This is a genomic window from Kosakonia cowanii JCM 10956 = DSM 18146, from assembly GCF_001975225.1.
In the GTDB taxonomy this organism is placed as follows: Bacteria; Pseudomonadota; Gammaproteobacteria; order Enterobacterales; family Enterobacteriaceae; genus Kosakonia; species Kosakonia cowanii.
In genome coordinates this window covers 413,251-438,551 of sequence record NZ_CP019445.1, presented here as the reverse complement: position 1 = coordinate 438,551, position 25,301 = coordinate 413,251, and the positions used below count along the sequence as shown (strand labels likewise).

Sequence of the window (25,301 nt, the reverse complement as noted above, 5' to 3'; positions counted from 1 at the left end):
GTCTGAGACTAACTTACTCGCCTTTGCAACGCTAGTTTTAATCCTGCCCGCGTTCGAGCCAGAAGGAGAGCCTGCGCCTGTGCACGGCATAGAATGACGGGTATGATAAAGCAAATTTTAGCCGACGGCATGACGATTTGGGGAGTATATGCAGTATTGGGGGAAAGTGGTTGGAGTGGTCGTTGCCCTTTTCGTAGGCGGCGGCTTTTGGGGCGCCGTGCTGGGGCTGATTATTGGGCATCTTTTTGACAAATCGCGCAGCCGTAAAATGGCGTGGTTTGCCAACCAGCGCGAGCGCCAGACGCTCTTTTTTGCCACCACCTTTGAGGTTATGGGGCATTTAACCAAATCGAAGGGGCGCGTGACGGAAGCGGATATTCAGGTCGCCAGCCTGTTTATGGATCGTCTGAACCTGCACGGCGAGTCGCGCACCGCGGCGCAGCACGCGTTTCGCGTCGGTAAAACGGATAACTACCCGTTACGCGACAAGATGCGTCAGTTTCGCAGCGTCTGTTTCGGCCGCTTTGATTTGATTAGGATGTTTCTGGAAATTCAAATCCAGGCCGCGTTTGCTGACGGTACGCTTCACCCGAGTGAACGCCAGGTTCTGTACGTCATTGCCGAAGAACTGGGCATCTCTCGCCAGCAGTTCGATCAGTTCCTGCTGATGATGCAGGGCGGGGCGCAGTTTGGCGGCGGCTTTAACAACTCGCAGCAGCAGGCGGGCGGTGGCGGATGGCAGCAGTCGCAACGCGGCCCGACGCTGGAAGATGCCTGCAACGTGCTGGGGGTGAAAGCCACCGACGATGCGACAACCATTAAACGCGCCTATCGCCGCTTAATGGGCGAGCATCACCCGGACAAACTGGTGGCGAAAGGATTACCGCCGGAGATGATGGAGATGGCGAAGCAGAAAGCGCAGGACATCCAGAAAGCCTACGAACTGATTCGCGAACAGAAAGGGTTTCGCTAATAAAAACGTCCCCGACCGCAAGATCGGGGCGCGTTCTCAAAAATCCACCGGTGCCTTAAACGTCATGCTGTTGCCAAACGCCGGATGGGTAATGGTCAATATTTCGGCATGGAGCTGTAAACGCGGCGCCATTGCCAGCGCGTCTGGCGTCGCATAAAAGCGGTCGCCAAGAATCGGATGACCCAGCGCCAGCATATGCACCCGCAGCTGATGCGATCGGCCGGTAATCGGCTTCAGACGCACCCGCGCGCTGCCATCCTCGTCATACGACAGCACTTCATACTCCGTCTGCGCCGCCTTGCCGGTTTCAAAACAGACCTTCTGCTTTGGCCGGTTTGGCCAGTCGCAAATCAGCGGCAGATCCACCAGCCCTTCCGCGTTTTCCGGGTGACCCCAGACGCGCGCCAGGTACTGCTTTTTCGGTTCGCGTTCGCGGAACTGGCGTTTCAGCTCGCGCTCGGCCGCTTTGGTGAGTGCCACCACAATCACGCCGCTGGTGGCCATATCCAGCCGGTGCACCGATTCCGCCAGCGGATAGTCGCGCTGAATGCGCGTCATCACGCTGTCTTTGTGCTCATCAAGACGGCCCGGTACCGACAACAAGCCGCTGGGCTTGTTGACGACCATAATGTGCTCATCCTGATAGAGAATGACCAGCCAGGGATCCTGCGGCGGGTTGTAGGGCTCCATCACCATTGCGGGCTCCGTTTATTGATGCGTGACGACAATCAGACGCAGCGCGTCCAGACGCCAGCTGGCCTGCGCCAGGCTCTCCATCACCTGCAGCCGGTTGCTCTCGATCGCTTCCAGTTCGTCATCACGAATGTTCGGGTTGACGGCTTTCAGCGCTTCCAGACGCGCCAGCTCCGCAGAGAGCTTCTCATCGGCTTCGCGGCGCGCAGCTTCAATCAGCGCCTTCGCGGCATCAGCCACCTGGGCTTCACCTTTTTGCAGAATGGTATGCACTTCCTGCTGTACGGCGTTGACCAGTTTGCTGCCGGTATGGCGGTTTACCGCGCTCAACTGACGGTTAAAGGTCTCAAACTCCACCTGCGCGGCGAGGTTGTTACCGTTTTTATCCACCAGCAGGCGGATCGGCGTCGATGGCAGGAAGCGGTTAAGCTGCAGCTGCTTCGGTGCCTGCGCTTCAACTACGTAGATCAGTTCTACCAGTAGCGTACCGACCGGTAAGGCTTTGTTCTTCAGCAGCGAAATGGTGCTGCTACCGGTGTCGCCGGAGAGGATCAGATCCAGGCCGTTACGGATGATCGGGTGCTCCCAGGTGACAAACTGCGCATCTTCGCGCGACAGCGCCACATCACGCTCAAAGGTGATGGTACAGCCATCTTCCGGCAAGCCTGGGAAGTCCGGCACCAGCATATGATCCGACGGCGTCAGCACAATCATGTTCTCGCCGCGATCGTCCTGGTTAATGCCGACGATATCAAACAGGTTCATGGCGAAGGCAATAAGCGCGGTGTCGTCATCCTGCTCGGCGATGCTGTCAGCCAGCGCCTGCGCTTTTTCGCCGCCGTTGGAGTGGATCTCCAGCAGGCGGTCGCGGCCCTGCTCCAGCTGCGCTTTCAGCTCATCATGCTGCGCGCGGCAGGTTTTAATCAGCTCGTCAAAACCGTCGGTATTTTCCGGTGCGGCCAGGTAGTTAATCAGCTCGCCGTGTACGCTGTCATAGATGGCGCGGCCGGTCGGGCAGGTGTGTTCAAACGCGTCCAGCCCTTCGTGATACCAGCGCACCAGCACCGACTGCGCGGTTTTTTCAAGATATGGCACGTGGATCTGAATGTCGTGCGCCTGGCCAATACGATCCAGACGGCCAATACGCTGTTCGAGCAGATCCGGGTTGAAGGGCAGGTCGAACATCACCAGATGGCTGGCGAACTGGAAGTTACGCCCTTCGGAGCCGATTTCGGAGCAGAGCAGCACCTGCGCGCCGCTATCCTCTTCCGAGAACCAGGCCGCCGCGCGGTCGCGTTCAATAATCGACATCCCTTCGTGGAACACTGCCGCGCGGATACCTTCGCGCTCGCGCAGAACCTGCTCCAGCTGCAGCGCGGTCGCCGCTTTGGCGCAGATCACCAGCACCTTCTGCGAGCGGTGGCTGGTGAGGTAGCCCATCAGCCACTCGACGCGCGGATCGAAGTTCCACCAGGTACCGCTGTCGCCCTCAAACTCCTGGTAGATCTGCTCCGGGTAGAGCATATCGCGGGCGCGCTCTTCCTGGCTTTTGCGCGCACCCATAATGCCGGAGACTTTAATCGCCGTCTGGTACTGGGTCGGCAGCGGCAGTTTCACCGTGTGCAGTTCGCGTTTCGGGAAGCCTTTGACCCCGTTACGGGTGTTACGGAACAGCACGCGGCTGGTGCCGTGGCGATCCATCAGCATGGCGATCAGCTCCTGGCGCGCATCGGCAGCGCCGTCGCGGTCGCTGTTCGCGGTTTGCAGCAGCGGCTCGATATCCTGCTCGCCCACCAGCTCGCTCAGCATATTGAGATCGTCATTGCTCAGGCGTTCGCCCGCCAGCAGCAGCGCGACGGCGTCGGCTACCGGGCGGTAGTTCTGCTGCTCATCAACAAACTGGGCGAAATCATGGAAACGGTTCGGGTCGAGCAGGCGCAGACGCGCAAAGTGGCTCTCCATACCGAGCTGTTCCGGCGTCGCGGTCAGCAGCAGAATGCCCGGCACGCGCTCGGCCAGTTGTTCAATGGCGAGATATTCGCGGCTCGCCTCTTTTTCGCTCCACACCAGGTGGTGCGCTTCATCGACCACCAGCAGATCCCACTCGGCATCGCACAGGTGTTCGAGACGCTGCTTGCTGCGGCGCACGAAATCAAGGGAGCAGATCACCAGCTGTTCGGTCTCGAACGGGTTATCGCTATCGTGCTGCGCTTCGGCATAACGATCGTCATCAAACAGCGCAAAGCGCAGGTTGAAGCGGCGCAGCATCTCAACCAGCCACTGGTGTTGCAGGGTTTCCGGCACCACGATTAGCACGCGCTCGGCGGCACCCGCCAGCAGCTGCTGATGCAGGATCATCCCGGCTTCAATGGTTTTGCCCAGCCCCACTTCATCAGCCAGCAGCACGCGCGGCGCATGGCGGCGACCCACGTCATGGGCAATGTGCAACTGGTGCGGAATCAGGTTCGTACGCTGCCCACGCAGGCCGCTCCACGGCATGCGGTACTGCTCACTCTGGTATTTCCGCGCGCGGTAGCGCAGCGCGAAACGGTCCATACGATCAATCTGCCCGGCGAAAAGACGATCCTGCGGCTTGCTGAACACCAGCTTGCTGTCGAGCAGCACTTCACGCAGCACCACGTTGCTCTCCCCGGTATCAAGACGCGTACCGGTATAGGCGAGCAGACCGTTCTCTTCGTTGACTTCATCGATGGTGAGCTGCCAGCCGTCGTGACTGGTGATGGTGTCACCGGGATTGAACATGACGCGCGTGACGGGAGAGTCGCTGCGGGCATACAAGCGATTTTCACCGGTGGCGGGGAAAAGCAGGGTGACCGTGCGCGCGTCCATCGCAACGACAGTACCAAGTCCAAGCTCGCTTTCCGTATCGCTGATCCAGCGTTGACCAAGTGTAAAGGGCATAAATGAACTCTAATCTCTAATTGCAGGCAATAGTTCGTCACCGCCTGGCGACAGGCGGGCGGATAAATTTGGGGCCAGAAAAAGGAAGGGCGCTATGGTACTGGAACCAACTTCGTTCGTATAGACCGATTCGTGCAGCATCACGGTCAGAATAGTCCCAGCTGCCCTGTCATCAGTGTAGCAAAGTCATCGTCAAGGAAAGGAAGGATCCCATCGGCGACCGGCTGCAACTGCTTCGTTAAATAGTGATCGTAATCGAGCGGCGAGCGCTGGTAATCGACCGGTTCCGGACCACTCGTCGTCCAGAGATACTTAATGGTGCCGCGGTTCTGGTACTGCGGCGCGCGCCCGCGCTTCTGGTTCTCCTCGTCGGCAAGACGCGCAGCGCGCACGTGCGGCGGCACATTACGCTCATACTCCGCCAGCGGGCGGCGCAGGCGCTTGCGGTAGACCAGCTGCGCATCCAGTTCGCCCGCCATCAGGCTGGCGATGGTCTCGCGGACATAATCCTGGTAGGGCTCGTTGCGAAAAATACGCAGATAGAGCGACTGCTGGAACTGCTGCGCCAGCGGCGTCCAGTCGGTACGCACCGTCTCAAGGCCTTTAAACACCATGCGCTGCGTATCGCCCTCCTGAATCATCCCGGCGTAGCGCTTTTTGCTCCCCTGATCCGTACCGCGAATGGTCGGCATCAGGAAGCGGCAAAAATGGGTTTCGAACTCCAGCTCCAGCGCGCTCTCCAGCCCCTGCTGTTGCAGATGGGAAGTCCACCAGCGGTTAACCGTGTCGACCAGCTGCTGACCAATTTTCGCCGCCGCCTCTTCGCTGTGCTGATGTTTAAGCCAGACGAAGGTGGAGTCCGTATCGCCATAGATCACGTCATACCCTTCGGCTTCAATCAGCGCTTTGGTTTGCAGCATGATCTGGTGCCCGCGCATGGTGATCGACGAGGCCAATCTCGGATCGAAGAAGCGGCAGGCGGTAGTGCCGAGCACGCCGTAAAAGGCGTTCATAATGATCTTCAGCGCCTGCGACAGCGGCTTATTGCCCTGCCGTTTGGCCTCATCGCGCCCGTGCCAGATCTGCCCGACAATCTCCGGCAGGCAGTGCTTCTCGCGCGAAAACCACGCGCCGAGAAAACCTTCCGTGCTGTGCGCCGCATCCGGCTGCGCCAGCCCCTCAATCAGACCGACGGGATCGATAAGAAAGGTGCGGATGATCGACGGGTAGAGGCTTTTGTAATCGAGCACCAGCACCGAATCATAGAGGCCAGGACGTGAGTCCATCACATAGCCGCCTGGGCTTGCCTGTGGTGCGACATCGCCGAGATTGGGTGCCACATAACCGGCGCGGTGCATGCGCGGAAAATAGAGGTGGCTAAAGGCGGCAACCGAGCCGCCGTGGCGGTCGGCGGGCAGGCCGTTGACCGTCGCACGCTCCAGCAAAAAGGGCATGATCTCCGTCTTGTGGAAGATACGCGTCACCAGCTCGCAATCCTTCAGGTTATAGGTAGCAAGCGCCGGCTTATCTTCGGCGAAGCGGCGGTTGATCTCATCCATGCGATCCCACGGGTTGTCGATCGCTTTGCCCTCGCCGAGCAGTTCGCGCGATACCGATTCCAGCGAGAAGGAGGAGAAGCTCCAGAAGGCGGACTTCAGCGCGTCGATGCCGTCGATAATCAAGCGGCCCGGTGCCTGGGCAAAGAAGACGCCGTTTTTAAAGCCGTGCTCGCGCCACTCCAGCTCGCTGCCGTTGCGCCCGAGGGTTAGCGGCACGCGATAGCGCTCGGCGCTCTTTTGCAGCACTTTCAAATCGAACTGCACCACGTTCCAGCCAATCAGCACATCGGGATCGTGCTCGGCAAACCAGGCGTTAAGCTTCTCCAGCAGCTGCGGGCGGCTGGCGACATAGATAAGGTCGAAATCGAGCCCCTGCGCATTACCATTCTCTGGGCCGAGCATATAGACCGTGCGCTGGCCGCAGCCCTCAAGGCCGATGCAGTAAAGTTCACCGTGGCGGGTGGTTTCAATATCCAGCGACACCCACTTCAGCGGCGGGCGATAGTGCGGGCTCGGCTTCAGGCGCGCATTGACCAGCGCATTGCCGCGCGGTTCGCCATCGACCCACACCGGAGCGGTGATAAAGCGCTCCATCAGATAGCGCTCCGGCGGGCGGACATCGCCTTCATAGACGGTAACGCCGCCTTCGCGCAGCAGCTTCTCAAAACGCATTAATTGACGGTGGGCGCGGCAGTAGAGACCCATTACGGGACGGCGGTGAAAATCATTGAGGGAGAGGGGCGTTAAGCGCCAGTTGTGCTCATCGCGCAGCAGCGCGCGGGCGTTGTCGGCCTGTTCGGCGGGAATAAAGGCAACCGACTCCTGCGGCGGCAGCACCACGCGCAGCGGGCCGTTATCCGTGGCAAGCCAGAGTTCGATCTCCGTCCCGTTGGGCGTATCCCGCCAGTGACGGGTTAAAATAAAGCCTTCTTGCGCCTGCGCCACAGTTTGCTCTCACTCAACCGAAACCAGGCGAGATTATAGCCTGGTTCGGTAGGTGATGCTGTGGTTTTATACAGCTATTGGCCGTAATAGGCTTTCGCGCCGTGTTTACGTAAATAGTGCTTATCCAACAGTGTTTGCTGCATGGCAGGCAGCTGCGGATTGAGCTGGCGGCTAAAGATGCCCATATAGGCCACCTCTTCCAGCACAATGGCGTTATGCACCGCGTCATCGGCATTTTTACCCCAGGCGAAAGGCCCGTGGGAGTGCACCAGCACGCCGGGCATCTGCGCCGCGTCGATCCCGTTTTTCTCGAAGGTTTCGACAATCACATTGCCCGTTTCCCACTCATATTCACCGTTGATCTCCTCATCGCGCATTTTGCGGGTGCAGGGGATCTCGCCATAGAAGTAGTCGGCGTGGGTGGTGCCGGTCGCCGGAATGGGTTGCCCGGCCTGCGCCCAGATGGTGGCGTGGCGCGAATGGGTGTGGACAATGCCGCCAATGGTCGGAAACGCCTGGTAGAGCAAGCGGTGGGTGGGGGTATCGGAAGAGGGCTTTTTCGTCCCTTCAACCACCTCGCCGGTGGCGATATCGACCACCACCATATCCTCGGCGGTCATCGCGCTGTAATCGACGCCGGAGGGTTTGATCACCAGCACGCCGCGGGTGCGGTCGACGGCGCTGACGTTGCCCCAGGTCAGGGTGACCAGATTATGTTTTGGCAGTGCCAGGTTGGCTTCCAGCACCTGCCGTTTGAGATCGTCGAGCATCGGTTTCTCCTGTATTGCCGGATGGCGCGTTGCTTATCCGGCCTACGGGTTCGTTTCGTCTGTATTGCCGGATGGCGCGTGGCTTATCCGGCCTACGGGTTCGTTTTGTCTGTATTGCCGGATGGCGCGATGCTTATCCGGCGTGGTGGTTTTGTAGGCCCGGTAAACGCAGTGCCACCGGGCATGGGCTTAGGCTTAGCGTTTAGCGCCGTAGTAGAGCTCGTTCCAGCGCAGCGCATCTTTAAACGCTGGCAGGCGGGTATCTTCATCGATCACCGTCAGCTCAATGCCGTGCAGCTCGCTGAACTGGCGCATATCATCAAGCGTCAGCGCCTGGCTAAAGACGGTATGGTGCGCGCCACCGGCGAGGATCCACGCTTCGGAGGCGGTGTTGAGATCCGGCAGCGCTTTCCACAGGGCATTCGCCACCGGCAGGTTCGGCAGATCGTGCGGCGTTTTCACCGCTTCAACACAGTTCACCAGCAGGCGGAAGCGATCCCCAAGATCGATCAGGCTGGCGTTGATCGCCGGTCCCGTTTTGGTGGAGAAGATCAGACGTGCCGGATCGGCCTTGCCGCCGATGCCGAGATACTGCACATCGAGCGTCGGTTTCTCGTCGAGAGCGATAGAAGGGCACACTTCCAGCATATGCGAGCCGAGCACCAGGTCGTTGCCATTCTCAAAGTGGTAGGTGTAATCCTCCATAAAGGAGGTGCCGCCGTTCAGGCCGCCGGACATCACCTTCATAATGCGCAGCAGCGCTGCGGTCTTCCAGTCGCCTTCGCCGGCAAAGCCGTAGCCCTGCTGCATCAGGCGCTGTACCGCCAGGCCCGGCAGCTGTTTCAGGCCGTGCAGATCTTCAAAAGTAGTGGTGAAGGCGTGGAAGCCGCCCTCTTCTAAGAAGCGTTTCAGGCCAAGCTCGATACGCGCAGCATCGATTACGTTCTGGCGTTTATCGCCGTTCACCTGGGCCGCTGCGGTCAGGCGGTAGCTGCTCTCATACTCATCGACCAGCGCATTGATATCGCCGTCGCTCACCGCATTCACCACCTGCACCAGATCGCCCACGCCCCAGGTATTTACCGAGAAGCCAAATTTGATCTGCGCGGCCACTTTATCGCCGTCGGTTACCGCTACTTCACGCATATTGTCGCCAAAGCGCACCACTTTCAGGTGACGGGTATCCTGTTTCGACACCGCCTGACGCATCCACGCACCGATGCGGGAATGAGCCTGTTTATCCTGCCAGTGACCGGTTACCACGCTGTGCTGCTGACGCATACGCGCGCCGATAAAGCCAAATTCGCGGCCGCCGTGCGCGGTCTGGTTGAGGTTCATAAAGTCCATATCGATGCTGTCCCACGGCAGGGATGCATTGAACTGGGTATGGAACTGCAGCAGCGGCTTGTTGAGGATAGAGAGGCCGTTGATCCACATTTTCGCTGGCGAGAAGGTGTGCAGCCACACCACCAGCCCGGCGCACTTCTCGTCATAGTTGGCATCGCGGCAGATGGCGGTAATCTCATCCGGCGTGGTTCCCAGCGGCTTCAGCGTCAGTTTGCAGGGCAGTTTTGCTTCTGCGTTGAGGGCGTTAACCACCTGCTCGGCATGATGCGTCACCTGCTTCAGGGCTTCCGGCCCGTACAGGTGCTGGCTGCCAATAACGAACCAAATTTCATACTTGTCGAAAATAGTCATGATCGTGTCCTTAATGGGTTAACGCGGCCGGCGAAACTGTCGCGGCTGAAGGGAGATAGTGCTGCTCGGCGCTGACGGCCCACTGCTGATAGCGACGATAGAGCCGTTCAAACTGTTGCGCCTGTGCCGAAGGTTGGAGCGTTTTCTCGATGGCGCTCGCCATCTTCTGCTGCGCAGCCGGGATATCGGCGTGCACCTCTGCGGCGACGGCGGCAAAGATGGCCGCGCCCAGCGCACAGCACTGTTCAGAGGCGACAACCTGCAATGGGCGGTTGAGCACATCGCAGCAGGCCTGCATCACGCCGAGGTTTTTCCGCGCGATGCCGCCAAGCGCCATCACGTTGTCAACGGCAATACCCTGTTCGGTAAAGCACTCCATAATCGCGCGGGCACCGAAGGCGGTGGCGGCAATCAGCCCACCGAACAGCGCCGGGGCGTCGGTGGCAAGATTCAGATCGGTGATCACCCCTTTCAGGCGCTGGTTAGCGTTTGGCGTGCGGCGGCCGTTGAACCAGTCGAGCACCACCGGCAGGTGATCGAGAGAAGGATTTTTCACCCACGCGTCGGTAAGCGCTGGTAGCAGCTGTTTCTGGCTGGCTTTGATCTGCTCTTTCAGTTCCGGGTGCTGCTGCGCCAGCTGTTCCAGCGGCCAGCCGAGGATGCGGCCAAACCAGGCGTAGATATCGCCGAAGGCGGATTGCCCCGCTTCGAGGCCGATAAAGTCCGGTACTACGCTGCCGTCAACCTGGCCGCAGATACCTTTCACCGCGCGGTCGCCAACGCTCTGTTTATCGGCGATCAGAATGTCGCAAGTGGAGGTGCCGATCACTTTCACCAGCGTATTGGGCTGTGCGCCTGCGCCGACGGCACCCATATGGCAGTCAAACGCGCCACCGGAGATCACCACTGATTCAGGCAGCCCCAGGCGCTGCGCCCACTCGGCGGTCAGCGTGCCCACCGGGCGGTCTGCGGTAAAGGTTTCGGTAAAGAGCGGCCAGCGCAGGTGTTTGTTGATAATCGGATCGAGTTCATCAAAGAAAGCAGCGGGCGGCAGGCCGCCCCAGCTTTCATGCCACAGCGATTTATGCCCGGCGCTGCAACGCCCACGACGGATCGCTTCCGGGCGCGTAGTGCCGGAGAGCAGGGCAGGCACCCAGTCGCACAGCTCGATCCACGAGGCGGCGGCCTGCGCCACGGCGCTGTCGGCGCGGGTAACGTGCAGGATCTTCGCCCAGAACCATTCGCTGGAGTAGATGCCGCCAATGTAGCGCGAGTAGTCGGTTTTACCGGAGGTGTGGCACAGGCGGGTGATGGCTTCCGCCTCTTCCACGGCGGTGTGATCTTTCCACAACACAAACATGGCGTTCGGGTTGTCGGCAAACTCCGGGCGCAGCGCCAGCACGCGGCCTTCAGCATCAATCGGCGCCGGGGTGGAGCCAGTGCTGTCCACGCCAATGCCTTTGATCTCTGCGCGCTGGGCGTCGCTTAACTCTGCCAGCACGCTTTTGAGCGCTGCTTCCATCGATTCGATGTAATCGCGCGGGTGATGGCGAAACTGGTTATGCGGCGCGTCGCAATAACGGCCCTCCTGCCAGCGCGGATACCACTCGACGCTGGTGGCGATCTCCGCCCCGGATGTGCAGTCTACCGCCAGCGCACGTACTGAATCGCTGCCGAAATCGAGGCCAATCGTGATTGCCATGCTTAGTGCTCCATAAGAATAACCGTTAGAAAAACGATAGAGATCGGCGGCGAAAACCGTCAGGCAGGATTCGCTAATCTTATGGACGAAATTGCTATGGCATCGCAAAGTGTGACGCCGTGCAAAAATTCGATGTGGACATTTCTGTCGCCTTTATAGACACTTTCGTTATCCGTTTTGACCCTGCTTTAAGGCGTTAAAAAGGGCTTATCGCTTTTGTCTTGCGGCGTCGCGTGACAGCAGTATTGACGCGCTCTGCCCGCCATTAGCCGGGAAATAACGGGAATGACAATATGGACAATTGGTTTCCTTGTCGGGTAGGGGAGTAATGCGTTTTATGGCCGAATCTCAAAATGATCCACTGCTGCCCGGGTACTCGTTTAACGCGCACCTGGTGGCGGGTCTGACGCCGATTGAATCGGAAAGCTATCTCGACTTTTTTGTTGACCGACCGCTGGGGATGAAGGGCTATATCCTCAACCTGACGGTGCGCGGCGAAGGCGTGGTGATGAACCAGGGCAAACAATTTATCTGCCGCCCCGGCGATATTCTGCTCTTTCCCCCCGGCGAGATTCACCACTATGGCCGCCATCCTGACGCCGAGGCGTGGTACCACCAGTGGGTCTACTTCCGTCCGCGCGCCTACTGGCAGGAGTGGCTAAACTGGCCGACGCTCTTCGCACAAACCGGTTTTTACCGCCCGGATGATGCGCATATGGATCGTTTTCGCGACCTTTTCGCGCAAATTATCGACGCTGGGCAGAGCGCCGGGCGCTACGCCGAACATCTGGCGATCAACCTGCTCGAACAGCTGCTGCTGCGGCGCATGGAGGCGATTAACGAATCCCTTAATCCGCCCCTTGATAACCGCGTGCGTGATGCCTGCCAGTACATCAGCGACCACCTTTCCGATAACCATTTTGATATCGCCAGCGTCGCGCAGCACGTTTGTCTCTCTCCGTCGCGCCTGTCGCATCTCTTTCGCCAGCAGCTTGGCGTTAGCGTGCTGAGCTGGCGCGAAGATCAGCGCATCAGCCAGGCGAAACTGCTGCTCAGCACCACGCGGATGCCGATTGCCAGCGTTGGGCGCAACGTCGGCTTTGACGATCAGCTCTACTTTTCTCGCGTCTTTAAAAAATGCACCGGTGCCAGCCCGAGCGAGTTTCGTGCTGGATGTGAATGAAGCGTAAAGAATGGAAATAATCTGTTCTTCAATCTGACATAAGTGGTAAAGATTCAGATAATTGAAAGCTTGACGGTGGCGGAGGCGCTCCGCAGAATCCGGCGTTCAATCTGAACAGGACCCTTTATGGAAGCATTGCTGGAACACTTTATTACCCAGTCAGCCATGTACTCGCTGGTGGCGATTGCGCTGGTCGCTTTTTTTGAGTCGCTGGCGCTGGTGGGGCTGATCCTTCCCGGCACGGTGATGATGGCGGCGCTCGGCGCGTTGATTGGCAGCGGGGAAGTTAATTTCTGGCATGCGTGGCTGGCGGGCATTGTCGGCTGCCTGCTCGGTGACTGGCTCTCCTTCTGGCTCGGCTGGCGCTTTAAGAAACCGCTACACCGCTGGTCTTTCCTGAAAAAGCACAAAGGGCTGCTCGATAAAACCGAACATGCGCTGCATGAGCACAGCCTGTTTACCATTCTGGTTGGGCGCTTTGTTGGCCCGACGCGCCCGCTGGTGCCGATGGTCGCCGGGATGCTCGATCTGCCGATCCGCAAATTTTTACCGCCGAATATCATTGGCTGCCTGCTGTGGCCACCCTTCTACTTCCTGCCGGGTATCCTCGCTGGCGCGGCGATCGATATTCCTGCCGATATGCAGAGCAGCAGCTTTAAATGGCTGCTGCTGCTGACGGCGATTGTGCTCTGGCTGGCCTGTTGGCTCTGCTGGCGGCTGTGGCGGGCAGGTAAATCGGGCAGCGATCGCTTAACGGCCTACCTGCCGCGCCAGCGCCTGCTCTGGCTGGCACCGGGCACGATGGTGATTGCCATTGCGGCAGTAGTGATGCTGGCAAAACACCCGCTGATGCCAATCTATCTCGATATTCTCGGCAAGGTGATCCGCGGTCACTGAGCCTGAATGCCGAGCAGGGCGGAGACCGGCGCGTTGCCGCGAAGCAGCGTGTCGGTTGCGCCATCCCAGGCGATACGGCCCTCGGCGACCACCAGTGCGCGCTCGGCGATGCGCGCGGCATCCTCCACGCTGTGCGACACCATCAGCAGCGTTAACTGCTGGCGGCGGCAGACGTTCTGCACCAGCGCGAGCATCTCCTGGCGCAGTGCGGGATCGAGCGCGGAAAAGGGCTCATCCAGTAGCAGCAGCGGCTGCTCGCGCACCAGACAGCGTGCTAATGCCACGCGCTGGCGCTGGCCGCCGGAGAGCTGATCCGGCAGTCGCTCAAGCAGGCTCTCCAGCCCCATGGTGGCGGCAATCTCATTGAGCTTCTCCCGCTGCGCGGCGTTCAGCTTCAACCCCGGATGTAAACCAAGAGCAATATTCTGCCGCACCGTCAGGTGGGTGAAGAGGTTGTTCTCCTGAAACAGCATCGACACCGGACGGCGCGCGGGCGGTGTGCGGGTATGATCCTCATCGCCGAGTAAAATCGTGCCGCTCGCCGGGGTGATAAACCCGGCAATCAGGTTCAGCAGCGTGCTCTTACCCGCGCCGCTGGGGCCGAGAATGGCAATCTGCTCACCCCGTTCGGCTGCAAGGGTAAAGCGCATCGGCAGGTGTTCGTAAAGCCAGGTGACATCAATCAGTCTTAGCATGGCGGCCCGGTAGTTTTTCAATCACAGTGAAGAGTAAAAAGCAGAGCAGCAGCAGGATCAGCGCGGTGACGGCTCCATCCTGGCTGCGGTAAGAACCGATTTGCTGATAGAGATAGAAGGGCAGCGTGCGGAAATCCTCATTGCCGAACAGCGCCACTACGCCGAAATCACCAATCGATAGCACGCAGGCAAAGGCCAGCGCCTGCGCCAGCGGGCGTTTCAGCGCGCGCAGCTCCACCACCCACAGGCGGCGAAAACCGGCAATATCGAGCGACTGGCAGAGCAGCGCATACCGCGCGGTGAGATCGCGCATCGGGTTTTCCAGCACCTTTAATGCATAGGGGATCGCCATCAGCGCATTGGTGAATATCACGATGCCATCGGCGGAGTCGGGCAGGCCGATGGTGTTGTTGAGCAGCAGGAAAAAGCCGGTTGCCAGCACAATCCCCGGCATCGCCAGGATCAGCATGCCGCTCAGTTCGAGCGCCTGCCCGGCCGCAGTGCGGTGGCGCGCGCGCAGTTCGCGGCTGCTCCACAGCAGCATCATGGTCAGCACCACGCAGAGCAGCCCGGCGACCAGCGCGATACGCAGCGACGTCCACACCGCCTGCCACAGCACCGGCTCTGCCACCACCTTCAGCAAACTGACATTAAGCCCGTCAACGATCACCGCCAGCAGCGGTGGCAGCATCAGCAGCAGTGCCAGCACAATTAACAGCGTATCGGTGATGCGGCTAAACCAGCGCGTTTCCGGGTCGCGCCAGCCCTGAATATGATGGCTGCCAACGGCGAAGGCTCTACTCATCCGCTGGCTTAACAGCACCAGCCCGAGGCAGCAGATCATCTGGATTATCGCCAGTATCGCCGCGCGGGCGGGATCAAAATCAAAGCTGAGCGCCTGGTAGATGGCAAGCTCAATGGTGGTTGCCTGCGGGCCGCCGCCCAGCGACAGCACGGTGGCGAAACTGGCGAAGCAGAGCATAAAGATCAGCGCTGCCACTGGCGGGATCTGGCGGCGCAGCCAGGGCCACTCGACAAAGCGGAAGAAGGCCCAGCCGCGCATCCCGAGCTGGGCTGCCAGCTGGCGCTGCTCACCGGGGATCTGCTCCAGCGCCTGTAGCAGCAGGCGCGAGGCCATCGGCAGGTTAAAAAAGAGGTGCGCCAGCAGAATGCCCTGCAAACCGTAGGGCGAAAAGGTCCACTCAAGGCCAAGCGTCTGGCAGAGCGCGGCGAGCCACCCCTGGCGACCATAGACGCTGAGAATACCGAACACCGCCACCAGCACCGGCAGGATCAGCGTCATCGCGCATAAGCGCAGCAGCAACTGGCGGCCGGGAAAACGACGGCGGTAGAGCGCACGGGCAAGAAAAATGGCGGGCACCACGGAGAGCAGGGCGGAGAGAAAAGCCTGCCAGAAGGAGAATCGCACCACGTGCCACAGGTAGCTGTCCGACAACAAGTCGGAGAGCCCTTCGACAGGTGCGTTTTGCCACAGCGCGAAAAAGGCCGCCACCGCGACCACGACCATCAGCGTGGCGGCGGTGAGGCCAGGAAGCAGCCAGCCGGGAATTAGCGGCTGACTGCGCGTTGCCACGAGGCTATCCATGCTGCGCGCTGGGCTGCTACCTCTTGCGGCGAGAATTGCAGCGAGGTTTGTGGTTTCTCAAGCTGGTCAAACCCGGCGGGCAGCGTGACGTTGCTCACCGGGTACATCCAGTTGCCCGTTGGGATGGCACTCTGGAAGGCGGGTGAAACCATAAATTTGAGGAATTTTTCCGCCAGCTCCGGCTGCTTGCTGGCGGCGGTACGCGCCGCGACTTCAACCTGCAAATAGTGGCCTTCGCTGAAGTTCGCCGCCGCGTAGTTCTCTTTCTTCTCTTCGATGATGTGGTAGGCAGGCGAGGTGGTGTAGCTCAGCACCAGATCGCTCTCACCTTTCAGAAAGAGGCCGTAGGCTTCGCTCCACCCTTTGGTGACGGTAACGGTTTTGCCCGCCAGCTTTTGCCAGGCTTCGGGGGCTTTATCGCCATAGACTTTCTGCATCCACAGCAGCAGGCCGAGCCCTGGCGTGCTGGTGCGCGGATCTTCATAAATCACGCGCCACTTCTGATCGCTTTCGACCAGCTCTTTCAGGCTCTTCGGCGGGTTTTTCAGTTTGGTTTTGTCATAGACAAAAGCGAACCAGCCGTAATCGAACGGCACAAAGGTCTCATTGCTCCAGCCGCCCGGCACCTTCACCGCGTCATCCGGCACGCCGCTTTTGGCGAAGAGTTTTGTCTGGGTCGCGGCTTCCAGCAGGTTGTTATCAAGACCGAGCACGACGTCAGCTTTGCTCTTTTTGCCCTCCATCCGCAGACGGTTGAGCAGCGAGACGCCATCTTCCAGCGCCACGAACTTCAGCTCGCAGTTGCAGTCGGCTTCAAAGGCTTTTTTTACCGCAGGGCCTGGCCCCCATTCGGCGGCGAAGGAGTCGTAGGTGTAGACGGTCAGGACGGGTTTAGCGAAAACTGGCGCGGCAATCAGCAGCAGCAGTGACAACGATTTTTTTAACACTTTGCACCTCATAAATGGGTGGCAAAGGATTTTGAGAGAGCCTCAAATCCCTTCGCCGGCGTTATCCGGATCAGGTTCGACGGGTATTTTCTCAGCACGCGCGTGAAGCGCAGCACCCCGTTGAGAACGGCGCTATTGTAATGATTTGGTAAACAATCTGAAAGCATTACGGATCCGGCGGCGCAAACCAGGCCGATTTAAAGTCAAACCAGCCGAGGGTATTCATGCGCAGCCCGCGCATGGTGCGCTGCCCCTGAATGCGAAGCCAGTGGTGGATCAGCGGCACAATCGCTTTACTCGCCAGCAACTGCTGTGACCACATCGCCAGGTTCATCTCCCCGGCGCGCCAGCGCGCGGCGTCCGCCTGCCAGTCGCGCGGGATGCAGTGTTGCAGCAACGGTACTTCATAGAGGTTAGCGAAGACCGAGAAGTCGAGCGGCAGCGTAAAGTTGGCGCTGTTAAGCCAGATATCGCTCTCTGTTTCCCCGCGATGCCACTCATCGTAATCGACCTCCTGAATCAGTAACTTAACGCCATGTTCTGCCAGCAGCGTACTCATGGTGTGGGCAATCGCCTGGTGCTCGTTATGCTCGCGGTAGAAGGTGAGCGTCAGCGTCTCCAGCCCGGCGGGCTTTTCACCGCTGCCGGGGCGCGCGTGGTGCCAGCGCGGCAGTAATCCATAGGCGGGAAACCAGTAGCGCTGATTCTGTTCGCTGGCGTGCCACAGCAGATTGGTTGGCGAAAGGATCCGGCTTACCCATTCGCGCACCGCCGGGTTCGCGCCGCGACTGGATCGCGCGTCAAACAGCAGATAGTAGCAGCCCTCTTCGAGACGGCTCTCCACCGCTTTTTCGCCCTCGGTTGGCCCTTCAAGCGTCAGGCCGCAGGTGGTCTCATCCCCAACATCCGGCAGCACCCAGACATTCACTTCATCAATCAGCGCACGAAAACCGAAGTAATCCTCAAAGGCGTGGATCTTTAGCTGGTTGCGGGTATTGCGCATCACTGCGTAAGGGCCGGTGCCAATCGGTTGGCTGGCAAAGTTCGTCAGCGTCTCCCACTCCTGCGGCAGGATCATCGCCGGTACGTGGCCCATCAGCCACGGCAGCCAGCTATCGGGCTGCGAGAGGTGAATGTCGAGCGTCCACGGCGTGGGGGAAACGATATCGCGGATATGGGAGTAGAGCGGCAGGGCGCTGGCACGCCGCAGGGAGGCGATAACATCCGCCATCTCCAGCTCGCGGCCGTGGTGAAAGTGGATGCCGGGGCGTAAGTAGAAGCGCCAGTGCAGGGGAGAGATCGCTTTCCAGTGGTGAGCAATATCGGCTTCCAGTTCCCCGTTTTCCTCATTTATGCGCGTCAGGGTACTGAAGATTTGCCGCGCCATATGGGTTTCGGAGCGGCGCAACGGCGAGCCGGGCAGCAGATTGCGCAGCGGGCGGTAGTAGAGCACGCGCAGGATATGCCGCCCCTGGCGAAAACTGCGGCCCAGATGCGACACCAGCATCTGGCGCACGGCGGCTTTATCGCCCACCAGCTGCACCAGTTGATCGATGCGATCCTGTTCAAGCAGATCTTCCGCCCGCTGCTGCTGTAACGCCAGGCCGGTGTAGAGGAAGGTGAGGCGCGAGCGTTTACCGCGCCCGGCTTCCGCTTCCCAGGTGAGCCAGCCGCGCGTCTGCATGGTGTTGAGCAGGGTGCGCATATGGCGGCGGGAGCAGTTAAGCAGCTCCGCCAGCTCGTTGAGCGTAGTTTCCTGAGATTTTCCATCGCAGCATTGCCACAGACGGATGAACTGTTGTTGCAGGCGACCAGAGGACATAAAAGAGGAACTCCCGGCAAAAACTCAGCAATTTATTTATCCCTATATTAAGCCGATACTTCTCTGCGATGAAAGCGAGGAGGCGCATAGCGAAGTGGGGAATGACGACGCGTGTGGAAAAACTGACTCGCCCGAATCATGTGTGACTGAGTATTAAGTGCGAATGCACCCGCCAGCAAAATGTTTTTGCTGGCTTTTTTCGTTTAAGCTTGCGTCGCTGTTTTCCGCTTTCAACAAGGAAATGCCATGCTTTGGTTGATGACGATGGGACGCCGCATGAATGGCGTCTACATCGCGTTTATGATCGTCGCCTTTATGATGGGCGTCGCCGGTGCGGTACAGGCCCCGACGCTGAGCCTGTTTCTCAGCCGCGAAGTGGGCGCAGAGCCCTTCTGGATCGGGCTGTTCTATACCGTCAACGCCATTGCCGGGATCCTCGTCAGCCTTGCGCTGGCAAAACGATCAGACAGCCAGGGCGACCGGCGCAAGCTGATCCTCTTCTGCTGCCTGATGGCGGTGGGTAACGCGCTGCTGTTTGCGTTTAACCGTCACTATCTGACCTTAATTACCTGCGGCGTGCTGCTGGCTTCGCTTGCCAGCACCGCGATGCCGCAGCTTTTCGCGCTGGCGCGTGAGTACGCCGACAGCTCGGCGCGGGAAGTGGTGATGTTCAGTTCGATTATGCGTGCGCAGCTCTCGCTGGCGTGGGTTATCGGGCCGCCGCTGGCGTTTATGCTGGCGCTCAATTATGGCTTTGTCGCCATGTTCTCTATCGCCGCCGGGCTGTTTATTGTCAGCCTGGTGCTGATTGCCTTCTGGCTACCGTCGGTGCCGCGGGTTGAGCAGCCCGCCGACGTTGCCGTTACGCAGGTAAGCGGCTGGCGCGACAGCAATGTGCGCATGCTGTTTATCGCTTCGACGCTGATGTGGACCTGCAACACCATGTACATCATTGATATGCCGCTGTGGATAAGCCTTGAGCTGGGGTTACCGGATAAACTGGCGGGCATTTTGATGGGTACTGCCGCAGGCCTGGAGATCCCGGCGATGATCCTCGCGGGCTATTTCGTGAAGCGTTTCGGTAAGCGGTTGATGATGCTGATCGCCGTTGCAGCCGGCGTGCTGTTCTATATCGGCCTGCTCTTTTTCCATAGCCAGACGGCGCTGCTGCTGTTGCAGTTTTTCAATGCGGTGTTTATCGGCATTGTCGCCGGGATCGGCATGCTGTGGTTCCAGGATTTGATGCCGGGCAGGGCAGGTTCAGCGACGACGCTGTTTACCAACAGTATCTCCACCGGCGTGATTCTGGCAGGCGTTATCCAGGGCGCGCTGGCGCAATATTTTGGTCACGGTTCGGTCTATTGGGGCATTGCCGGGCTGTCGGTGGTGACGCTGCTGCTCACCAGCCGGGTGAAGGATGTTTAAGGCGCGGTGCGGCGGTTCAATTGCCGGATGGCGCTAACGCTTATCCGGCCTACTCTTCACATTTGCATTGTTACCCGTAGGCCGGATAAGGCAACGCCGCCATCCGGCAAACCAACCTGCACTGTGCCGACTGCCGGATAACCATCCGGCAATCGGCATCAGGCTATCACCCCATAAAGGCGGGTTGTCTTCACATTTGCATTGTTACCCGTAGGCCGGATAAGGCAACGCCGCCATCCGGCAAACAAACCTGCACCGTGCCGACTGCCGGATAACCATCCGGCAGTCGGCATCAGGCTATCAACCCATAAAGGCGGGTTGTTTTGCTTCGTAAGCGGCAATGGCGTCGTCGTGTTGCAGCGTCAGGCCAATGCTGTCCAGCCCGTTCAGCATGCAGTGGCGGCGGAAGGCGTCGAGCGTAAAGCTGTAGGATTTCCCGCCCGCCTTCACCACCTGCGCCTGCAAATCCACCTCAAAGGTGATGCCCGGATTGCTCTGCACCAGCACAAACAGCTCATCCACCTCTTCGTCGCTCAGTGTCACCGGCAGCAGCTGGTTGTTAAAGCTGTTGCCATAGAAGATGTCGGCAAAGCTCGGCGCAATCACCACTTTAAAGCCGTAATCCGTCAGTGCCCACGGCGCATGCTCGCGCGAGGAGCCGCAGCCAAAGTTCTCCCGCGCCAGCAAAATCGACGCGCCTTTGTACTCAGGAAAGTTGAGCACGAACTCCGGGTTCGGCTGCTCGCCTTTATCGTCGAGGAAACGCCAGTCGTTGAACAGATGCGCGCCAAAACCGGTGCGCGTCACCTTCTGCAAAAACTGCTTCGGGATAATGGCGTCGGTATCGACGTTAGCGGCATCCAGCGGAACCACCAGCCCGGTATGTTGGGTAAATTTCTCAGCCATGGTGATCTCCTTAAGCCTGCAAATGACGAATATCAGCGAAACGACCGGTTACTGCCGCCGCAGCGGCCATTGCCGGGCTGACCAGATGGGTACGTCCACCGCGGCCCTGACGGCCTTCAAAGTTACGGTTGCTGGTAGAGGCGCAGCGCTCGCCCGGATTCAGGCGGTCATTGTTCATCGCCAGGCACATCGAGCAGCCCGGCAGACGCCACTCAAAACCGGCTTCGATAAAGATCTTATCCAGACCTTCCGCTTCCGCCTGTGCTTTTACCGGGCCGGAGCCTGGAACCACCAGCGCCTGCACGCCCGGCGCCACTTTACGCCCTTTGGCAATTGCCGCCGCCGCGCGCAAATCTTCAATGCGCGAGTTGGTGCAGGAGCCGATAAAGACCTTGTCGATCGCCACGTCGGTCAGCGGTACGCCTGGTTTCAGTCCCATATAGGCCAGCGCTTTTTCCGCCGAGGCACGCTCAACCGGATCGGCAAAGGAGGCCGGATCGGGAATGATCTCGGTGACCGAGATCACCTGGCCCGGGTTAGTGCCCCAGGTGACCTGCGGGGCGATATCTTCTGCCTGCAGGGTAACTACGCGGTCAAAGTGGGCGCCTTCATCGGTTTGCAGCGTTTTCCAGTAAGCGACCGCTTCGTCGAAATCTTTGCCCTTCGGCGCATGCAGACGACCCTGCACGTAGTTAAAGGTGGTCTCATCCGGCGCGACCAGACCGGCTTTAGCGCCCATCTCAATTGCCATATTGCACAGCGTCATGCGGCCTTCCATGCTGAGTGCGCGGATAGCGTCGCCGCAGAACTCCACCACGTGACCCGTACCGCCAGCGCTGCCGGTTTTGCCGATGATCGCCAGCACGATATCTTTGGCGGTGATGCCCGGCGCGGCGGTGCCGTTAACTTCAATCTTCATGGTTTTGGCACGCCCCTGTTTCAGGGTCTGCGTCGCCAGCACATGTTCCACTTCTGAAGTGCCGATGCCAAACGCCAGCGCGCCAAATGCGCCGTGTGTGGCGGTGTGGGAATCGCCGCAGACGATGGTCATCCCCGGCAGGGTAATGCCCTGTTCCGGCCCCATCACGTGCACGATGCCCTGATAGGGGTGGTTCAGGTCATACAGCTCGACGCCAAATTCGTTGCAGTTCTTAATCAGCTCCTGCATCTGAATACGCGCCATTTCGCCGGAGGCGTTGATATCTTTGGTCTGCGTTGAGACGTTGTGATCCATCGTGGCGAAGGTTTTACCCGGCTGACGCACCGGGCGATTGTGCGCGCGCAGGCCATCAAACGCCTGCGGCGAGGTCACTTCATGCACCAGATGGCGGTCGATATAGAGCAGCGGGGTCTCGTTCGGCGCTTCATAGACCACATGGGCGTCAAATAACTTTTCGTACAAACTCTTAGCCATGATTACACCCCTTCTGCGACATAACGAGCGATGATATCGCCCATCTCATCGGTACTGACTGCGGACGCGCCACGCGCTAAATCGCCGGTGCGCACGCCCTCTTCTAAAGCCCGGTTAATGGCCTGTTCAATGGCCGTTGCCGCCTCGTCTGCATTCAGGCTGTAGCGCAGCAGCAGTGCCAGCGACAGAATCTGCGCGATTGGGTTGGCGATATTTTTGCCCGCGATATCCGGCGCGGAGCCACCCGCCGGTTCGTACAGGCCAAAGCCCTGCTCATTCAGGCTGGCAGAGGGCAGCATGCCCATTGAGCCGGTGATCATCGCGCACTCGTCGGAGAGGATATCGCCGAACAGGTTGGAGCAGAGCAGCACGTCGAACTGGGACGGATCTTTAATCAGCTGCATGGTGGCGTTATCGATATACATATGCGCCAGCTCAATGTCCGGATACTCGCCCGCGATCTCATTGACGATTTCACGCCACAGCAGCGAAGTTTGCAGCACGTTGGCTTTATCGATGGAGTGGACTTTTTTGCCGCGTTTGCGCGCCGACTCGAAAGCGATACGCGCAATGCGCTCGATTTCAAAGCGGTGATAAATTTCGGTGTCGTAAGCTTTCTCATGCTGGCCGCTGCCTTCGCGCCCTTTCGGTTGGCCGAAGTAGATGCCGCCGGTCAGTTCGCGTACGCACAGGATATCGAAACCGTTGGCGGCGATATCTTCGCGCAGCGGGCAGAAGGCTTCCAGGCCAGCATAGAGTTTGGCCGGGCGCAGGTTGCTGAACAGCTTGAAGTGTTTACGCAGCGGCAGCAGCGCGCCGCGCTCCGGCTGCTGTGCCGGCGGCAGGTTTTCCCATTTCGGGCCGCCGACGGAGCCAAACAGGATCGCATCGGCCTGCTCGCAGCCTTCGACCGTCGCCTGCGGCAGCGGATTGCCGTGGCGGTCGATGGCGATACCGCCAACGTCGTAATGGCTGGTGGTAATTCGCATTGCGAAACGGCTGCGCACGGCTTCCAGTACTTTCAGGGCTTGCGCCATCACTTCCGGGCCAATGCCGTCTCCCGGCAGCACGGCAATATGGTAACTTTTCGACATCACACGGTTTCCTTGTTGTTTTCTTTGTTCTGCGCTTTACGTTGCAACTCTTTTTCCACTTCCGCGGCGCGCCAGATGGTGTTCAGCACGTTGACCATCGCTTTGACGGAGGACTCAACGATATCCGTCGCCAGGCCGATGCCGTGGAAGCGGCGGTTGTTGTAATTGACGACGATATCAACCTGGCCCAGCGCATCTTTCCCGTGGCCTTTCGCCGTCAGGCTATATTTCACCAGCTCAATGTCATACTCGGTGACGCGGTTAATCGCCTGGTAGACTGCGTCGACCGGCCCGTTGCCATTGGCGGCTTCGGCTTTGATCTCCTCGCCGCAGGCCAGTTTCACCGAGGCGGTGGCGATATCGTTGGAGCCGGACTGCACATTGAAGTACTCCAGACGGAAATGCTCCGGCTCTTCCTGCTGTTTGTTGATAAAGGCCAGCGCTTCCAGATCGTAATCAAAGACCTGACCCTTTTTATCCGCCAGCTTCAGGAAGGCGTCGTACAGGTTATCCAGGTTGTAGTCGCTCTCCTGATAGCCCATCTCTTCCATACGGTGTTTGACCGCTGCGCGACCGGAGCGTGAGGTCAGGTTCAGCTGCACCTGGTTCAGGCCGATCGACTCTGGCGTCATGATTTCGTAGTTTTCGCGGTTTTTCAGCACGCCATCCTGATGGATGCCGGAGGAGTGGGCGAAGGCGCCGGTGCCGACGATCGCTTTGTTAGCCGGGATCGGCATATTGCAGATCTGCGCCACGGTCTGGCTGGTGCGCCAGATCTCCTGATGATTGATGCGGGTGTGCACATTCATAATGTCTTTGCGCACTTTAATCGCCATGATCACCTCTTCCAATGAACAGTTACCGGCACGTTCGCCGATGCCGTTCATCGCGCCTTCTACCTGGCGGGCGCCGGCATGCACGGCGGCAATCGAATTACCGACCGCCAGGCCTAAGTCATCATGGGTGTGGACAGAAATAATGGCTTTATCAATGTTTGGAACGCGGTCATACAGACCGGTGATGATATTGGCGAACTCGAAGGGCATGGTATAGCCCACGGTATCCGGGATATTTATGGTTTTCGCCCCGGCATTGATTGCCGCTTCGACGACGCGCGCCAGATCTTCAATCGGCGTACGCCCGGCATCTTCACAGGAAAACTCCACATCATCGGTGTAGTTACGCGCACGTTTCACCATATAGATTGCGCGCTCAATCACCTCATCCAGCGTGCTGCGCAGTTTGGTGGCGATATGCATTGGTGAGGTGGCGATAAAGGTGTGAATGCGGAACGCTTCAGCTACTTTCAGCGACTCTGCGGCGACATCAATATCTTTCTCAACACAGCGTGCCAGAGCGCAGACACGGCTGTTTTTTACCTGGCGGGCGATGGTCTGCACGGACTCAAAATCGCCCGGTGACGAGACAGGAAAACCGACTTCCATTACATCAACACCCATGCGCTCCAGCGCCAGGGCGATCTGCAGCTTCTCTTTCACACTCAGGCTTGCCTGCAATGCCTGTTCACCGTCACGTAAGGTGGTATCGAAAATTACGACTTGCTGCTGGCTCATGGTTTAGATCCTTGTTCGCTTTGGCCGCCTCGCTACGAGCATAAAAAAACCCGCGCCAAGGCGCGGGTTCTTAGTCTTAACAGGAAGACGATTCAGTTCTGAGTGTCGTCCACCGGTCTACCGCGCACAGTTGATGCGTTTAGTAGTAGTAGACCAGCGAAACGAACGTGACGAATCATGAATCTTGCTCCCGTGAAAACCGATATGCTTTTAGTGGTACTGGATACGCACTTTGATGTCAACCCCCCGGCGAAAACTGGCGATGGTGAAGCGCAAATCTCCGCGCACTGTTTTAGTTTAATCTGCTGTCTAATTAGCGTGATCGCGACATTCTTGCTTGTTGTGCTGATAAGACTTTTCGTAAGAAAAAGCGAAGGGAAGGTTCGGGGAATTAATAATCCTTTTCGGCGAGATGTTAAAGAAAATGGTGGGTAGGGCAATCGACTTATGATTATCGTTACAAAACAGCTATGGAA

At 58.9% G+C, this 25,301-nt stretch carries 19 protein-coding genes and 1 riboswitch; of the genes, 4 read left to right on the top strand and 15 right to left on the bottom strand.

Annotated elements, in window-relative coordinates; genetic code table 11:
• Window positions 1–148 precede the first annotated feature (148 nt).
• Entirely contained in the window at window positions 149–973 is an 825-nt protein-coding gene (gene djlA / locus BWI95_RS02015) for a co-chaperone DjlA (protein ID WP_076768907.1), read from the top strand.
• A 36-nt stretch (window positions 974–1,009) separates the two neighbouring features.
• On the opposite strand, the gene rluA is transcribed toward djlA, so the two are convergent.
• The 6 genes from rluA to araB all read right to left on the bottom strand — a co-directional run bounded on the left by rluA (window position 1,010) and on the right by araB (window position 11,262).
• Window positions 1,010–1,669 carry a bifunctional tRNA pseudouridine(32) synthase/23S rRNA pseudouridine(746) synthase RluA gene (gene rluA, locus BWI95_RS02010; RefSeq protein ID WP_076768906.1) on the bottom strand — a complete coding sequence of 220 codons (660 nt, stop codon included), beginning with the start codon at window positions 1,667–1,669 and terminating at the stop codon, window positions 1,010–1,012.
• A gap of 12 nt (window positions 1,670–1,681) precedes the next feature.
• Complete coding sequence (gene rapA / locus BWI95_RS02005; protein WP_076768905.1) at window positions 1,682–4,588, bottom strand: RNA polymerase-associated protein RapA; 2,907 nt, start codon at window positions 4,586–4,588, stop codon at window positions 1,682–1,684.
• A gap of 146 nt (window positions 4,589–4,734) precedes the next feature.
• Window positions 4,735–7,092, bottom strand: coding sequence for a DNA polymerase II (polB, locus tag BWI95_RS02000; RefSeq protein ID WP_076768904.1), 2,358 nt, complete (start codon window positions 7,090–7,092; stop codon window positions 4,735–4,737).
• A gap of 74 nt (window positions 7,093–7,166) precedes the next feature.
• Window positions 7,167–7,862 (bottom strand): L-ribulose-5-phosphate 4-epimerase, encoded by a 696-nt coding sequence (gene araD, locus BWI95_RS01995; RefSeq protein WP_076768903.1) that lies wholly within the window; start codon window positions 7,860–7,862, stop codon window positions 7,167–7,169.
• 195 nt (window positions 7,863–8,057) lie between these two features.
• Complete coding sequence (araA, locus tag BWI95_RS01990; protein ID WP_042718349.1) at window positions 8,058–9,560, bottom strand: L-arabinose isomerase; 1,503 nt, start codon at window positions 9,558–9,560, stop codon at window positions 8,058–8,060.
• A 10-nt stretch (window positions 9,561–9,570) separates the two neighbouring features.
• Window positions 9,571–11,262 (bottom strand): ribulokinase, encoded by a 1,692-nt coding sequence (araB, locus tag BWI95_RS01985; protein WP_054802795.1) that lies wholly within the window; start codon window positions 11,260–11,262, stop codon window positions 9,571–9,573.
• Between the two features lie 337 nt (window positions 11,263–11,599).
• Between araB and araC the strand changes: the two genes are divergently transcribed.
• Entirely contained in the window at window positions 11,600–12,445 is an 846-nt protein-coding gene (gene araC, locus BWI95_RS01980) for an arabinose operon transcriptional regulator AraC (RefSeq protein WP_076770265.1), read from the top strand.
• A 126-nt stretch (window positions 12,446–12,571) separates the two neighbouring features.
• The gene (locus BWI95_RS01975) at window positions 12,572–13,342 is read left to right on the top strand and encodes a DedA family protein (RefSeq protein WP_076768902.1); all 771 of its coding nucleotides are present in this window, start codon (window positions 12,572–12,574) and stop codon (window positions 13,340–13,342) included.
• On the opposite strand, the gene thiQ is transcribed toward BWI95_RS01975, so the two are convergent.
• The 4 genes from thiQ to sgrR form a co-directional block, all read right to left on the bottom strand.
• The gene (thiQ, locus tag BWI95_RS01970) at window positions 13,336–14,037 is read right to left on the bottom strand and encodes a thiamine ABC transporter ATP-binding protein ThiQ (protein ID WP_076768901.1); all 702 of its coding nucleotides are present in this window, start codon (window positions 14,035–14,037) and stop codon (window positions 13,336–13,338) included. The two genes, BWI95_RS01975 and thiQ, sit on opposite strands and share 7 nt — an antisense overlap.
• Window positions 14,021–15,631, bottom strand: a complete 1,611-nt coding sequence (thiP, locus tag BWI95_RS01965) for a thiamine/thiamine pyrophosphate ABC transporter permease ThiP (RefSeq protein ID WP_076768900.1) — start codon at window positions 15,629–15,631, stop codon at window positions 14,021–14,023. Before thiP ends, thiQ begins: the two co-directional genes overlap by 17 nt.
• The gene (gene thiB, locus BWI95_RS01960; protein ID WP_076770264.1) at window positions 15,607–16,590 is read right to left on the bottom strand and encodes a thiamine ABC transporter substrate binding subunit; all 984 of its coding nucleotides are present in this window, start codon (window positions 16,588–16,590) and stop codon (window positions 15,607–15,609) included. The genes thiP and thiB overlap by 25 nt, the downstream gene beginning before the upstream one ends.
• A 29-nt stretch (window positions 16,591–16,619) precedes the next feature.
• A riboswitch (TPP riboswitch) is annotated at window positions 16,620–16,720 on the bottom strand.
• 36 nt (window positions 16,721–16,756) lie between these two features.
• Window positions 16,757–18,412: an HTH-type transcriptional regulator SgrR gene (gene sgrR / locus BWI95_RS01955; RefSeq protein WP_054802796.1), complete on the bottom strand. Its 1,656-nt coding sequence runs from the start codon at window positions 18,410–18,412 to the stop codon at window positions 16,757–16,759.
• A 246-nt stretch (window positions 18,413–18,658) separates the two neighbouring features.
• On the opposite strand from sgrR, the gene BWI95_RS01945 reads away from it, so the two are divergent.
• Complete coding sequence (locus BWI95_RS01945) at window positions 18,659–19,837, top strand: sugar efflux transporter (protein ID WP_076768898.1); 1,179 nt, start codon at window positions 18,659–18,661, stop codon at window positions 19,835–19,837.
• A gap of 300 nt (window positions 19,838–20,137) precedes the next feature.
• Here the strand turns inward: BWI95_RS01945 and leuD are convergent, their stop codons facing one another.
• From leuD to leuL, 5 genes are all read right to left on the bottom strand, one after another.
• Window positions 20,138–20,743 carry a 3-isopropylmalate dehydratase small subunit gene (gene leuD / locus BWI95_RS01940; RefSeq protein WP_076768897.1) on the bottom strand — a complete coding sequence of 202 codons (606 nt, stop codon included), beginning with the start codon at window positions 20,741–20,743 and terminating at the stop codon, window positions 20,138–20,140.
• A gap of 10 nt (window positions 20,744–20,753) precedes the next feature.
• Window positions 20,754–22,157: a 3-isopropylmalate dehydratase large subunit gene (leuC, locus tag BWI95_RS01935; protein WP_076768896.1), complete on the bottom strand. Its 1,404-nt coding sequence runs from the start codon at window positions 22,155–22,157 to the stop codon at window positions 20,754–20,756.
• 2 nt (window positions 22,158–22,159) lie between these two features.
• The gene (leuB, locus tag BWI95_RS01930; protein ID WP_023480275.1) at window positions 22,160–23,251 is read right to left on the bottom strand and encodes a 3-isopropylmalate dehydrogenase; all 1,092 of its coding nucleotides are present in this window, start codon (window positions 23,249–23,251) and stop codon (window positions 22,160–22,162) included.
• The gene (gene leuA / locus BWI95_RS01925) at window positions 23,251–24,825 is read right to left on the bottom strand and encodes a 2-isopropylmalate synthase (protein ID WP_023480193.1); all 1,575 of its coding nucleotides are present in this window, start codon (window positions 24,823–24,825) and stop codon (window positions 23,251–23,253) included. The genes leuB and leuA overlap by 1 nt, the downstream gene beginning before the upstream one ends.
• Before the next feature lie 92 nt (window positions 24,826–24,917).
• Complete coding sequence (gene leuL, locus BWI95_RS23975) at window positions 24,918–25,004, bottom strand: leu operon leader peptide (protein ID WP_128484107.1); 87 nt, start codon at window positions 25,002–25,004, stop codon at window positions 24,918–24,920.
• Between the last annotated feature and the right edge of the window lie 297 nt (window positions 25,005–25,301).

Coding starts and splice junctions, on each gene's coding strand:
- rapA (WP_076768905.1), bottom strand. CDS start 4,588: ATGCCCTTTACACTTGGTCAACGCTGGATCAGCGATACGGAAAGCGAG.
- djlA (WP_076768907.1), top strand. CDS start 149: ATGCAGTATTGGGGGAAAGTGGTTGGAGTGGTCGTTGCCCTTTTCGTA.
- araB (WP_054802795.1), bottom strand. CDS start 11,262: ATGGCAATCACGATTGGCCTCGATTTCGGCAGCGATTCAGTACGTGCG.
- leuD (WP_076768897.1), bottom strand. CDS start 20,743: ATGGCTGAGAAATTTACCCAACATACCGGGCTGGTGGTTCCGCTGGAT.
- leuC (WP_076768896.1), bottom strand. CDS start 22,157: ATGGCTAAGAGTTTGTACGAAAAGTTATTTGACGCCCATGTGGTCTAT.
- BWI95_RS01975 (WP_076768902.1), top strand. CDS start 12,572: ATGGAAGCATTGCTGGAACACTTTATTACCCAGTCAGCCATGTACTCG.
- araA (WP_042718349.1), bottom strand. CDS start 9,560: ATGACTATTTTCGACAAGTATGAAATTTGGTTCGTTATTGGCAGCCAG.
- araD (WP_076768903.1), bottom strand. CDS start 7,862: ATGCTCGACGATCTCAAACGGCAGGTGCTGGAAGCCAACCTGGCACTG.
- leuA (WP_023480193.1), bottom strand. CDS start 24,825: ATGAGCCAGCAGCAAGTCGTAATTTTCGATACCACCTTACGTGACGGT.
- sgrR (WP_054802796.1), bottom strand. CDS start 18,412: ATGTCCTCTGGTCGCCTGCAACAACAGTTCATCCGTCTGTGGCAATGC.
- thiQ (WP_076768901.1), bottom strand. CDS start 14,037: ATGCTAAGACTGATTGATGTCACCTGGCTTTACGAACACCTGCCGATG.
- leuL (WP_128484107.1), bottom strand. CDS start 25,004: ATGATTCGTCACGTTCGTTTCGCTGGTCTACTACTACTAAACGCATCA.
- rluA (WP_076768906.1), bottom strand. CDS start 1,669: ATGGTGATGGAGCCCTACAACCCGCCGCAGGATCCCTGGCTGGTCATT.
- araC (WP_076770265.1), top strand. CDS start 11,600: ATGGCCGAATCTCAAAATGATCCACTGCTGCCCGGGTACTCGTTTAAC.
- BWI95_RS01945 (WP_076768898.1), top strand. CDS start 18,659: ATGCTTTGGTTGATGACGATGGGACGCCGCATGAATGGCGTCTACATC.
- leuB (WP_023480275.1), bottom strand. CDS start 23,251: ATGTCGAAAAGTTACCATATTGCCGTGCTGCCGGGAGACGGCATTGGC.